This window comes from Streptomyces sp. G-G2 (assembly GCF_030063135.1).
Taxonomy (GTDB): domain Bacteria; phylum Actinomycetota; class Actinomycetes; order Streptomycetales; family Streptomycetaceae; genus Streptomyces.
Genome location: NZ_JASISO010000008.1, coordinates 48,115 through 60,293, shown reverse-complemented (window position 1 = coordinate 60,293; position 12,179 = coordinate 48,115). Strand labels below are relative to the sequence as shown.

The 12,179-nt window shown below is 72.9% G+C and carries 13 protein-coding genes; 9 read left to right on the top strand and 4 right to left on the bottom strand.

The features are described 5' to 3' along the window. Positions 1–30 precede the first annotated feature (30 nt). From ribH to QMF80_RS08895, 6 genes are all read left to right on the top strand, one after another. Complete coding sequence (ribH, locus tag QMF80_RS08920) at positions 31–516, top strand: 6,7-dimethyl-8-ribityllumazine synthase (protein WP_283451303.1); 486 nt, start codon at positions 31–33, stop codon at positions 514–516. Positions 517–551: 35 nt separating this feature from the next. Next, positions 552–839 carry a phosphoribosyl-ATP diphosphatase gene (locus tag QMF80_RS08915; RefSeq protein ID WP_283451301.1) on the top strand — a complete coding sequence of 96 codons (288 nt, stop codon included), beginning with the start codon at positions 552–554 and terminating at the stop codon, positions 837–839. Between the two features lie 110 nt (positions 840–949). Continuing rightward, positions 950–1,798, top strand: coding sequence for an ATP phosphoribosyltransferase (gene hisG / locus QMF80_RS08910; protein ID WP_283451299.1), 849 nt, complete (start codon positions 950–952; stop codon positions 1,796–1,798). Positions 1,799–1,852: 54 nt separating this feature from the next. Next, the gene (locus tag QMF80_RS08905) at positions 1,853–2,317 is read left to right on the top strand and encodes a PH domain-containing protein (RefSeq protein ID WP_283451296.1); all 465 of its coding nucleotides are present in this window, start codon (positions 1,853–1,855) and stop codon (positions 2,315–2,317) included. A 178-nt stretch (positions 2,318–2,495) separates the two neighbouring features. Then, entirely contained in the window at positions 2,496–3,896 is a 1,401-nt protein-coding gene (locus tag QMF80_RS08900) for a hemolysin family protein (RefSeq protein ID WP_283451295.1), read from the top strand. Continuing rightward, on the top strand, positions 3,893–4,963 hold the full coding sequence (locus QMF80_RS08895; RefSeq protein ID WP_283451292.1) for a hemolysin family protein: 1,071 nt from the start codon (positions 3,893–3,895) through the stop codon (positions 4,961–4,963). The genes QMF80_RS08900 and QMF80_RS08895 overlap by 4 nt, the downstream gene beginning before the upstream one ends. A 24-nt stretch (positions 4,964–4,987) precedes the next feature. Here QMF80_RS08895 and QMF80_RS08890 read toward each other — a convergent pair whose 3' ends face one another. Then, a complete protein-coding gene (locus QMF80_RS08890; RefSeq protein ID WP_283451290.1) occupies positions 4,988–6,949 on the bottom strand; it encodes an AAA family ATPase in 1,962 nt (653 codons plus the stop codon). A 387-nt stretch (positions 6,950–7,336) separates the two neighbouring features. Continuing rightward, positions 7,337–7,993, bottom strand: coding sequence for a uridine kinase family protein (locus tag QMF80_RS08885; RefSeq protein WP_502962806.1), 657 nt, complete (start codon positions 7,991–7,993; stop codon positions 7,337–7,339). 171 nt (positions 7,994–8,164) lie between these two features. On the opposite strand from QMF80_RS08885, the gene QMF80_RS08880 reads away from it, so the two are divergent. The 3 genes from QMF80_RS08880 (at position 8,165) to QMF80_RS08870 (ending at position 10,375) form a co-directional block, all read left to right on the top strand. Then, positions 8,165–9,532 carry a C39 family peptidase gene (locus QMF80_RS08880; RefSeq protein ID WP_283451288.1) on the top strand — a complete coding sequence of 456 codons (1,368 nt, stop codon included), beginning with the start codon at positions 8,165–8,167 and terminating at the stop codon, positions 9,530–9,532. Between the two features lie 91 nt (positions 9,533–9,623). Beyond that, positions 9,624–10,088 (top strand): SPW repeat protein, encoded by a 465-nt coding sequence (locus tag QMF80_RS08875; protein WP_283451285.1) that lies wholly within the window; start codon positions 9,624–9,626, stop codon positions 10,086–10,088. Positions 10,089–10,222: 134 nt separating this feature from the next. Beyond that, positions 10,223–10,375, top strand: a complete 153-nt coding sequence (locus QMF80_RS08870) for an SCO1431 family membrane protein (RefSeq protein WP_283451284.1) — start codon at positions 10,223–10,225, stop codon at positions 10,373–10,375. Positions 10,376–10,551: 176 nt separating this feature from the next. Here the strand turns inward: QMF80_RS08870 and QMF80_RS08865 are convergent, their stop codons facing one another. Together QMF80_RS08865 and QMF80_RS08860 are read right to left on the bottom strand one after the other, a co-directional pair. Further along, positions 10,552–11,442, bottom strand: a complete 891-nt coding sequence (locus tag QMF80_RS08865; RefSeq protein WP_283451282.1) for a DUF6114 domain-containing protein — start codon at positions 11,440–11,442, stop codon at positions 10,552–10,554. Continuing rightward, positions 11,433–12,065: a DUF6230 family protein gene (locus tag QMF80_RS08860; protein WP_283451280.1), complete on the bottom strand. Its 633-nt coding sequence runs from the start codon at positions 12,063–12,065 to the stop codon at positions 11,433–11,435. Before QMF80_RS08860 ends, QMF80_RS08865 begins: the two co-directional genes overlap by 10 nt. Positions 12,066–12,179: the final 114 nt, after the last annotated feature.

The window sequence follows — 12,179 nt, the reverse complement described above, 5'->3', positions numbered from 1 at the left end:
ACCGAACGCACCGAAAGCACGAGGAGAGCCGTGAGCGGCAAGGGCGCACCCGAACTGAGCGTGAAGAACTGCGGAGACCTGCGGGTAGCCGTGATCGCGGCCCAATGGCACGAGAAGGTCATGGACGGCCTCGTCGACGGCGCCCTGCGCGCCCTGCACGAGCTGGGCATCGACGAGCCCACCCTGCTGCGCGTCCCGGGCAGCTTCGAGCTCCCGGTGGTGGCGAAGGTACTCGCCGGTCGCGGTTACGATGCCATCGTCGCCCTCGGCGTGGTCGTCCGCGGCGGCACCCCGCACTTCGAGTACGTCTGCCAGGGCGTCACCCAGGGCCTGGTCCAGGTATCGCTCGACACCGGAGTCCCCGTCGGCTTCGGCGTACTGACCTGCGACAACGACGAGCAGGCGCTGGACCGCGCCGGACTCGAAGGGTCGAACGAGGACAAGGGGCACGAAGCGGTCACCGCCGCCGTCGCCACCGCCATGACCCTGCGCACCGTCAGCGAACCCTGGCGCTGAGTGGCGGTCGTCGACCCCTTATTCTGAGGACCATCATGGCGAACCAACCCAAGCCCCCCAAGACGTTCGAAGCGCTCTTCACCGAGCTGCAGCTCAAGGCCGCGAACGGCGACCCGAGCACCTCCCGTACCGCCGAGCTGGTCGGCAAGGGCGTCCATGCCATCGGCAAGAAGGTGGTCGAGGAGGCCGCGGAGGTCTGGATGGCCGCCGAGTACGAGGGCAAGGAAGCCGCAGCCGAGGAGATCTCGCAGCTGCTGTACCACGTACAGGTGATGATGGTCGCCCGCGGGATCTCCCTCGACGACGTCTACGCGCACCTCTGAGCCGCCGGGCCGCCGAGCCCTCGCACCACGCTGTTTCACACCGAAGCACCGAAGCACCGAAGCACTGAGACACCGAAGCACCCCCGCACCTACGCACCCAAGGAAGACTCATGCTGCGCATCGCCGTCCCCAACAAGGGTTCCCTCTCCGGACCGGCGTCGGCGATGCTCCATGAGGCCGGCTACCGGATGCGCAAGGAGTCCAAGGAGCTCGTGGTCGTCGACCCCGACAACGAGGTGGAGTTCTTCTACCTCCGCCCCAAGGACATCGCGATCTACGTGTCCTCGGGCAAGCTCGACATCGGCATCACCGGCCGTGACCTGCTGCTCGACTCCGGCGCCAGCGCCGAGGAGATCCTGGCGCTGAACTTCGGCCGCTCCACCTTCCGCTACGCCACCATCCCCGGCACGGCGAAGGGCCCCGAGGACTTCACCGGGATGACGATCGCCACCTCCTACGAGGGGATCGTCGCCAAGCACCTCGCCGAGAAGGGCATCGACGCCTCCGTCGTGCACCTCGACGGCGCGGTCGAGACGGCCATCCAGCTCGGCGTCGCCCAGATCATCGCGGACGTCGTCGAGACCGGCACCAGCCTGCGCAACGCGGGCCTGGAGGTCATCGGCGAGCCGATCATGACCTCCGAGGCCGTGGTCATCCGCGGCAGCGGCACCAGCGCCGACGACCCGCGGGCCCAGCAGTTCCTGCGCCGCCTCCAGGGCGTCCTGGTGGCCCGCAGCTACGTGATGATGGACTACGACTGCCGCGCCGAGCACCTGGAGCGCGCCGTGGCCCTCACCCCGGGCCTGGAGTCGCCGACGGTCTCCCCGCTTCACAACGAGGGCTGGGTCGCCGTCCGTGCGATGGTTCCGGCCAAGGAGGCCCAGCGGATCATGGACGACCTGTACGAGCTGGGCGCGCGCGCGATCCTCACCACCTCGATCCACGCCTGCAGGCTCTGACCCGCCCGGCCGAAGCCGTCCCTCCGTACGTCCTTTCGTAGAACCGAGCACCTCATGAGCGAGTCCGCCGCCCAGTCCGCACTGCCCGCCCTGCCGGTCACCTTCCGGCCGACCCGGACCCGCGTGGTCCTGCTGGGCGTCGGGCTCGCCATGTTCCTCACCATCACGGCGATCGCCCTGATGCTGGAGGGCCTCGGGGGCGGCGAGCGGCTCAGCTTCGTCTTCACGGCCGTGCTGCTCTCCTCCGTCCTGGTGCTGCTCAGCCGCCCCAAGGTGGTCGCGGACGAGGCCGGGGTCACCGTCGTCAACCTGACCACCACCCGGCGGCTGGAATGGGCGCAGATCCTGCGCGTCAACCTCCGCCCCGGCGACCCGTGGGTGTTCCTCGACCTCAACGACGGCACCAGCCTGCCCGCCCTCGGGATCCAGCCCGGAGTGGCCAAGCAGCAGGCGATCGGCGACGCCCGCGCCCTGCGCGCGCTGGCCGAGAACCACGGAAGCGGCCAGCTCGACCGCTGAGTGCCATTGCGGCCACGATCTCAATGACTACCCTGGTGGCGGGGCGCCTTCCCGCGCCCTCCCACCCTCCCCGGGACAACCCGGCCCGTGGGTACCTGCGACTTGAGGAGTGACTCCCTCCAGCAATGGACGGATCGTCCGGTAGTACACGCGCCGCCCTCCCCTCGGAGGCGGCGGCATGACCACCCCGCTCATCCTGCTCGTGGCGGCATTCGCCCTGATCCTCGCCAACGGTTTCTTCGTGGCGGCCGAATTCGGCCTCGTCACGGTGGAGAGACCCGAGGCCGAACGCGCCGCCGCCGACGGCGACAAGCGCGCCCGTACGGTCGTCAAGGCCCTGCGGGAGCTGTCGTTCCAGCTCTCCGGAACCCAGCTCGGCATCACCCTCACCTCCCTCGTGGTCGGCATGCTCGCCGAGCCCGCCCTCGCCGGGCTGCTCACCGGGCCGCTCGCGGCGACCGGACTGCCCCGCGGGGCGGTCACCGGGATCGCCGTCGTCACCGGCATGCTGGTCGCCTCGGCCGTACAGATGGTCGTCGGCGAGCTGGTCCCGAAGAACTGGGCGGTTTCCCGGCCGCTCCAGGTGGCCCGTATCGTGGCCGGTCCCCAGGACGCCTTCTCCCGTGCCTTCCGGCCCGTCATCGCCGGTCTCAACGCCGTCGCGAACCGGCTCGTCCGGGCGCTGGGCGTGGAGCCCGCCGAGGAGATGACCTCCGCCCGCACCCCGGGCGAACTGGTCTCCCTGGTCCGCCATTCGGCTCAGGCGGGCACCCTGGAACAGGACACCGCCGACCTCTTCGTCCGCACCCTCTCGCTCGGCGAGCTGACCGCCCAGCACGTCATGACCCCCCGGGTGAAGGTCAGCGCGCTCCAGCACACCGCCACCGCGGCCGACGTGCTCAACCTGACCCGGGCCACCGGGCTGTCCCGCTTCCCGGTCTACCGGGAGCGCATCGACGAGATCACCGGCGTGGTCCACCTCAAGGACGCCCTCGCCGTGCCCGAGTCCGAGCGCTTCCGCACCACCGTGGGCCGGATCTGTGTCGCCCCGCTGCTGGTGCCCGGCTCCCTGCCGGTGCAGCCGCTGCTGGAGCGGCTGCGCAGCGAACAGCCGATGGCCGTCGTCGTCGACGAGTACGGCGGCACCGCCGGAGTCGTCACCCTGGAGGACATCGTGGAGGAACTCGTCGGCGAGGTCCGCGACGAGCACGACCTCGCCGAGGACGAGAGCCCCGAGCTGGCCGCCGTGCCCGCCGAGGACGGCCGTCCCTGCTGGGAGGCCGACGGCAGCTGCCGGGTGCACACCCTGCGCCGGATAGGCCTCGACGTGCCCGAAGGGCCCTACGAGACCGTCGCCGGGCTGGTCGCCGACCTGCTCGGCCGGATCCCCGCCCCCGGGGACCGGGCCGAACTGCCCGGCTGGAAGCTCTCCGTCCGCCAGGTCGGCCGCTACCGCGCCGAGCGGGTCCGGCTCGTCCGTACGGCCGACGGCGGCGCGGGAACGGAACCGGATTCCGGCTCCGGCTCCTCCGGTAGCACGGGCTCCGTGGCCGCACGCGAGATGGCGGTCACCCGGTGAACGCCCTCCAACTGCTCTTCGCCCTGCTCCTCGTCCTGGCCAACGGCTTCTTCGTCGGCGCCGAGTTCGCGCTCGTCTCCGTCCGCCGCAGCCAGATCGAACCCCTGGCGGCCTCCTCCAAGCGGGCCCGCCAGGTGCTGCACGGGCTGGAGAACCTGCCCCGGATGATGGCCGCGGCCCAGTTCGGCATCACCGTCTGCTCCCTCACCCTCGGAGCGGTCGCCGAACCCACCGTGGCCCGGCTCCTGGAGCCGCTCTTCGAGGCCGTACGGGTCCCGCACGGCCTCGTCCACCCCCTCGGCTACGCCTTCGCGCTCGCCGCGGTGGTCTTCCTCCACCTGGTCATCGGCGAGATGGTCCCCAAGAACCTCGCCATGGCCGCCCCGGAGAAGACCGCCCTGTGGTTCAGCCCCGGCCTGGTCGCCTTCGCCCGCCTCTGCGGGCCGGTCACCACCGCGCTGGGCGCTTGCGCGATCCTGGTGCTCCGCCTCTTCAAGGTCGAGCCCAAGGACGAGGTCGAGGCCGTCTACACCAGTGCCCAGCTCGGCCGGCTCGTCGAGGACTCCCGGCAGGCCGGGTTCCTGAAGCAGGGCGAGCAGGAGCGCCTGGAGGACGCCCTCGAACTGGGCAGCCGCCCGGTCACCGACGTCCTCCTCGCCCGCGACCGGCTGGTCACGGTCACCCCCTCGGTGACCCCGCGCGAGATCGAGCAGCTGACCGTCCGCACCGGGTACTCGCGCTTTCCGGTCCGCGCGGACAGCGGCTCCTTCATGGGCTACGTCCACGTGAAGGACGTACTCGACCTGGAACACCGGGAAGGGGCCGTCCCGCAGCGGGTCTGGCGCCGGATGACCACCCTGTCGGCCACCCTGCCGCTGGACGACGCGCTCAGCGTCATGCGGCGGGACGCCACCCACCTGGCGCAGGTCGCGGACCCCGCCGGCCGGGTGCTCGGGCTGGTCGCGCTGGAGGACGTACTGGAGAAACTGGTCGGTGAGGTACGCGATCCCGCGCACCGCACGACCGCCCCGCCCGCCCGGCGCCCCGAGCGGGCGCTGACCCGCTAGCGGGCACCCGGTCCGCCGTCCCCGCTACATGGGGGGCGGCGGATCCGTGCGTCCCCGGTCCTGCGGGCCCCGGCCCGACAGCACCTCGCCGTAGGCCTGCATCAGGTCCGCCAGGCGCAGCGTCGACAGGTCCTCCCGGGACGGGGTCAGCGCGTACCCGGCGAGCCGCAGGTCCCGGTAGGCGCAGCTCTTCTCGTACAGGGTGCGCAGGAAGCGGCCGTTGCCCAGCTCGTCGATCCAGCCCTGCTCCACCACGTGCCCGCTGATGCTGCGCAGCTCCTCCAGGGCCTCCTCGTCCCAGCTGTCCCCGTTCGCGTCGGCCAGCACCCCGCCGATCGCGGTCAGTTCGAGGGGGCGGTAGCTCGGGAAGTCCACCCGGGTGGTGAACCGGGAGGAGAGCCCGGGATTGGTCGCGAGCAGCCGGTCCATGCCCGCCGGGTAGCCCGCCAGGATCACCACCAGGTGGTCGCGGTTGTCCTCGGCGCGCTTGAGCAGCACCTGGAGCGCCTCGTCCCCGTAGGCATCGCCCTTGCTGTAGCCCGAGTTGGACAGGCTGTAGGCCTCGTCCACGAACAGCACCCCGCCGATCGCCGAGTCGATCAGCTCGTTGGCCTTGACGGCGGTCTGCCCCAGGAACTCGCCGACCAGATCGGCCCGTTGGGCCTCCACCAGGTGGTCGCCGCCGAGCAGCCCGAGCGCGTAGAACACCCGGCCCAGGATCCGCGCCACCGTCGTCTTGCCCGTACCGGAGGGCCCGGAGAAGACGAAGTGCCGTTTCGGCGGCTGCACCGGCAGCCCCTGCCCGGCCCGCAGCCGGGCCATGTGCAGCTGCGCGGAGAGCGCCTTGACCTGCCGCTTGACCGGCTCCAGGCCCACCATCCGCTCCAGCTCGGCGAGCGCCTCGGCGAGCAGCGCCGGATCCGCCGGTCCCGTCGGCAGCCCCGGTGGCGCGGCCTGCGGCGGTACGCCCGCCCGGTGCCGTACGCCGTCCACCCGGCCGGAGCCGTCGGCTCCCTGCCCCGGCCCCACCGGCAGGTTCGGCGCGCCCGGGCCCGGCCCGAAGCGGGCCTCCGGAGGCTCGGCCGAGAGCAGCGGGTCCGCCTCGAGCTGCCCGTCCGCCGCGATGTCCTGCCCGAGGCCGCCGGCCAGGGCCACGGCGGCGAGGTTCCCGTCCGCCGCGGAGAGCCCGTAGCCGTCGAGGCCGTCCAGCCCGTCCAGGCCGTCGTTCTCGGCGATGGCGGTCAGCCGGGCCGCGGTGTCCATGAACGCCGGGTCCACCCGGTGCACCGCGCGGTACAGCGGCAGCGCGGCCGCGCTGCGCCCGGTGCCCTCGTGCGCCCGGGCCAGCCAGTAGCGCAGCTCCTTGCGCTGCGGCTGCTCGCTGCGGCAGCGCATCAGCGCCGCCGACAGCATCGGCTCCGCCTGCCCGTACATCTCCAGCCGGACCCGGGCCATCCCGCCGAACAGCCCGGCCTCGATGCCGAGCAGCGGATCGTCGACGAGCGGCTCGGTCTGGCGGACCAACTGCTCCCAGTCCTTGACCAGATAGGCCCGGCAGGCGTGCAGGAAGCGCACCTGCGGATCGGTGTCCACCGGGGGCAGCGCGGCCAGCGCCTGGTCCAGTTCGGGCACGTGGCGGCCGTCCAGCCAGTGCGAGGCGTGCGCGAGCAGCAGGTCGCGCCTGCTCTCCAGTACGGGCTGGACCCACCAGCCCAGCCAATACCAGGAGTTGAGCGTGCGCCGGTGCCGGGCGCGCTGTTCCCCGAAGCGGTCCCGGTGGGCGTACATGCGCAATAACGCGTTGGTGGTGTCCACCCGCAGCGCGTGCAGCCCCAGCCAGGCGTCGGCCATCGAGGGATCGAGCAGTACGGCTGCCCGGAACTCCTCCTCGGCCTGCGGATAGGCGCCCATCGTGCAGGCGTCCACCCCGCGCAGCCAGGCGAGTTCGGCCGGGGCGTAGGCACTGCCTCGCGCGGCGAAGTCCATCACATCCCCCACAAGCCTGCCCCCGTGGTGCGCGTCAACCCCCGTGTGCTGCACGTGAGTTGCCCATGCGCCGATGAAATCAGGGTGGCATCGTACCTGCGGTCACGGGCCTTACGTAGGGTGCGGCGGGAACGCGTCCGAGGTGCGCCCCGGGCGCAAGTGATCACGGAGCGTGAAGGTGTGTGAGGGGATCGGCGGCCGAAGGGACGGCCGCGGAGGCTCCCGGGACAGGACGAAGCCCCCGGTCACGGGGGAACAACCGGGGGCTCCGCGTCTTCGGCGGCCCTGAAAAACCGCACATTCAGAACGTAAGGCCGTCGCGGGGGCAGGTCAAGCGCACCCAGGAGGGACCCGGGGCCTGCGTGTGCGGACCGGGCCGGGCTCGGGTCAGGACCTGGGGAGTTCGTCACTCTCGGCGACGAAAAGGGCTCGCAGGGCAGTCGCATCCGCCCCGGAAGACCACTCGTATCCCGTACCGCTCTGGCGCACCAGCGTGTCGGCGAAGGGGCGCGAAGGGTCGTCCGTGAAGTGCGCGCGCTCCGCGCGCTCCCATCCGTCCCAGAAGAGTGACAGTTCGCGCCCGTCCCTGCTCCGCCCGCGCCCCCAGGACTGCTCCCGGGGCATCTCCATCCACATCAGCCGCGCCAGGTGCGGCCGCAGCGCCCGCCGCCCGGCGCCCACGCCCTCGACGATCAGCACCCGCGGCGGCTCCAGCGCGCGCTCGGGGCCGAACCGGCGCGCCACCCAGTCGTACGGCGCCCAATGGGCCGCCCGCCCGGCCGCGAGCGGATCCAGCACCTGGGCGCGCAGCCGCTCCGTCCAGCCGAACAGCTCCTCGTGGGTGGCCACGTCGTCGAGGTGGAGCACGGGCGCCCCGCCGAGGGCCTCGGACAGCCGCCCGGCGAAGGTGCTCTTGCCCGATCCGGCGTGCCCGTCGACGCCGATCACCCGGACCGGGCCCAGGGACGGCGGCAGGGCGGCGAGCTCCCGGGCGAGCGGTGCGAGGGGGCGGGGGGCCGCCGCGGGCGGGGTCAGGGGTTCCACTTCGCCAGCCTACGGGGATGCGCGACACGGCCCCGGCACCCTGGCATCGGCCCCCCGCGAACTGGGAGGCTGGCCGGACCACGTACCAGCCGTACGGCACCGCACCGCATGCCGGACCGCACCGCACGCCCGCACCGCACCGCACGCACCGCACCACTGGGGGTTCCGCCCATGACCGCACCCACCCCGCGCCGGGCCGTCCTCGCCGCGGCCCTCGCCGCCGCCACGGCCGCCACCGTCTCCGCCTCCCCGTCCGCCGCCGCGCCCGCCCCGAAGGGCGCCGGGGGAGCCCCGGCCCCGGGCCGGACCGCGGACAACCGGTTCTGGTACGCGTACCCCCACTGGCAGGCCGGGAACCACGAGGGGACCGCCGCCGCCCCGGGCCCGCGCCCCGGGCTGCGGATCGCCACTCCCGCCGGCCGCACCGAGTACGCCGACCCGCACACGGGGCGCAAGAGCACCTGGGAGTACGCCACCTGGACCTCCCCGGTGCACCGCTGCGCCGTGCCCGCCACCGAGGCCATCGCCTCCTGGAACGCCCGTACCCCCGCCGGGACCTGGATCCAGACCGAGCTGCGCGCCACCTATACCAACGGGGTCACCGGCCCCTGGTACGTGATGGGCCGCTGGGCCTCCGGGGACGGCGACATCCGCCGCACCTCGGTCGACGGGCAGACCGACGGCACCTCCACCGTCTGGACCGACACCCTGGCCCTGGACGGCCCGGCGCGCGCGAGCGGGCTGCGGATCCGCGACTGGCAGCTGCGCCTGACCCTGCACCGCCGCCCGGGGGCCCCGCTGGGCCCGCAGGTGTGGCTGGCGGGCGCGATGGCCTCCGACGTCCCCGACCGCTTCACGGTGCCCGCCTCGGCGCCGGGCCCGGCCCGCGAACTGGCCGTGCCGCGCTACTCGCAGGAGATCCACGCGGGCCAGTACCCCGAGTACGACAACGGCGGCGAGGCCTGGTGCAGCCCCACTTCCTCGCAGATGATCATCGAGTACTGGGGCCGCAAGCCCAGCGCCGCGGCCCTGGCCTGGGTGAAGAAGGAGTACGCCGACCCGCAGGTCTGCCACGCGGCCCGCGCCACCTACGACGCGGCCTACAAGGGCTGCGGCAACTGGCCCTTCAACGCGGCCTACGCCGCCACCTACCCCGGACTCGCGGGCGTGGTGACCCGGCTCGGCTCGCTCACCGACCTGGAGACCCTGACCGGGGCCGGGATCCCGGTCATCACCTCGCAGTCCTTCCGCGAGGGGGAACTCACCGGCGCGGGGTACGGCACGGCGGGCCACCTGATGACGGTCATCGGCTTCACGGCGGCCGGGGACGTGATCGCCAACGACCCGAACTCGCCCACCGACCAGGCCGTGCGCCGGGTCTACCGCCGGCGCGAGTGGGAGAACGTCTGGCTGCGGACCAAGCGCTACCACGCCTCCGGCAAGGTTCTCTCGGGCAGCGGCGGCATCTGCTACCTCTACGCGCCGGCGGTCCCGGACCCGGCGCGGCTCAGCGCGCTGCGATCGGTCGGCGTGCTCTGAGAGTTCCGGATTCCCGCACGGTTTCCGGACCCCTCAAATGGGAAGATTACGGGTTAAAGGGCACATAAAGGCTCCCTCTAGGAGGCGGACCGTGACCACCCACCCCAACATCGAGACGCACCCCGATCTCGCCGAGATGCGCACGCGCTTCGAGCGGGTCACCACCACACCCCGTGCCCAGGCCGTGGAGACCCTGGCCCTGATCACGGGCCTGTACCTGGCGGCCTCGCCGTGGATCGCCGGGTTCAGCGGGCTGACCGCGCTGGCCATCACGAACCTGATCGCGGGCCTGGCGTACTGCCTGTGCATGGGCGGGCTCGGTTCCGCCTACGAACGCACCCACGCGATGGCCTGGACGGCCGTCGCCATCGGCGCCTGGACGATCGTCGCGCCCTGGGTGATCGTCGGAGAGATGGACACGACCCGGACCGTGGTCAGCAACTGCGTCACGGGCGCCGTCGCCCTCGTGCTCGCGCTGGCCATGGCGGGCATGGCGGCCCGCGAGCGCCGCTCCGGGACGCACAGGACGGGCCGCGAGCACGCCGTCGCCGGCTGAGAGCCGGTAGCCTTCCGGACCCCATGGACACCGGGTCCCGGCCGCACGGGCGGCCGGGGCCCGGGCGCGTGACGGGTGCCACGCGTGAGCATCGTCTCTCCCGCGAAGGCCGCGAACGCTGTCACATTGGACGTATGACCGCACACACCGCCGCTCTGACCACACGTGCTCGCGACCTCGTCCGCACCGGGGGCCCCGAGGAGGATTCCGCCTGGCTGGAGCACGTGCTCGGCTGGACCCTCGTGGTCGTCCTCGCGATGCTCGTCACCCAGATCGGCTGGCTCTGAGCGTCCGCCCGCCGGGCGCCGTCCCCGTCTCCTCTTCCGGTTCCGCGGTGGCGAACCGCTGGCAGTGGTTGACGACCGCCCGGACGCCCGGGCCCCCGACGCCCGAGCCCTCCGGGCCGCCCGCGGACCAGTCGGCGTAGGCCCGCGGACCCGCAGCGGAGCGGCCTGGACGGGGATCACGAGGCCTCCAGCCGCAGCCCGTCGGTCACGATCAGGTCGGCGGTGACCAGGGCCTGCTCGGCGCTCACGTTCGTCATGAAGACGAAGGGCGGGATGACGGGCGGCGCGGGCAGCCCGTCGGGGGTGAAGGTGACGCACAGCAGCCCTTCGATGCACCCGCTGAACTTGGTCAGGTACAAGGTCACGTCGCCGCTCAGGTCGAGGGCCGTGGCGGCCAGCCCGTACTCGTCGCCGCCGTCGCGGGTGCGCAGCCGGTAGTCGTAGAGCTTGGCCGCCCGCATCGTGAGCACCAGTACCTTGAGCGGCCCGTCGACCGTCGGCACCTGGGTGACCCCGGCCAGCGCGAACCCCTGCGGGGCGAAGAGGGAGGTGGTGACCGTCGGGGGCGTGCGCGGCACGGTCGGCGGAGCGCCGTCGGCCGTCGCCGCCCGGGCCCGGGGCGCGCCCGTCGCCAGCGCCGCGAGCAGCACCACCGGCAGCACGGCGGCCAGGGTCCGCGGCCCGCTGCCGTTCGGGCGGGGGACGTACGGTTCCTCCTCGTCCCCGTCCGGATCCGGCAGCGGGGTCCAGCCGAAGGCCAGGGCGCTGCCGGTGACGCCGAGCAGCATCCCGACGAGGAAGCCGCCCAGGTTGGTGGCGACGAAGGACAGGACCGACAGCAGCAGGGCGTGGATGCTGACGTACGTGCGGGCCTGCGGCAGGAACCACAGGAACAGGCCCGCGGCGATCAGCGCGAGCCCGATCCCGATCGCGGCGATCCCGCCCAGCACCAGCAGCAGCCCGCCCCAGAAGGGCCGGGTCCGGCGCCAGGCCCGCAGCCGGGCCCGCACCCCGGGCCACGGCAGCCGCCGCTCCAGCCGCCCGGTGGCCAGTGCCGCTAGAAGCACTGCTTGCCGTCCAGGGCCACGTTCAGCTTGAGCCCCTTGAGCCGGAAGTCGCCGCCGGTCGCGGACCAGGCGTGCGAGCGGACGCCCGCGACCTCGATGTCCCCGGCCTGGAGGCCGAACGTCCCGGGCTCGCCCTTGACGCCGTCGACCTGGTCCAGGGTCGAGGCGTCGCGGCCGATCTCGGCGGTGCCGAAGCGGGCGTCACCGCTGAGGTCCTCGCCGTCGATGACCAGGTTGGTGGCGGTGACGTTCCCGGCGGGGCCGCCCGCCATCAGCTTGAAGACCACCTTGCCGACGGGGGTCTCGACCACGGCGGACTGGCAGATGTCCGTGAGCGTCGCCTCGCCGATGCCGAGGAGTGCGACCGGGTGTCCCTTGCCGTCGACGGAGCGGTCCGTCTGCACGTACGAGGACAGGCCCTTGCTGCTGAGGTTGGAGGAGGAGACCTGGAAACCGGTGCCGGAGACGGCGAAGGACGCGGCGAGCGCTCCCTGTGCCATCACCATCCCCATCGCGCCGACCGCGACGAACGCGGGGAGCGCGGCGACGGCCGTCTTCTTCCAGTTGACCCGGCCCTCGGCCGGGGGTCGTGCTGCGGTGCCCTGTCGTCCTGCGGTGCTCATGGCGGAGGTGCCTCCCGTACGTCGTCCGGTGCGCAGCGGAAGTGCGAGGAGCTGCGGAGGTGGGGTGCGAGGGAGCTGCGGAGGTGAGGTGCGAGGGGCTGCTGAGCGCGGGGG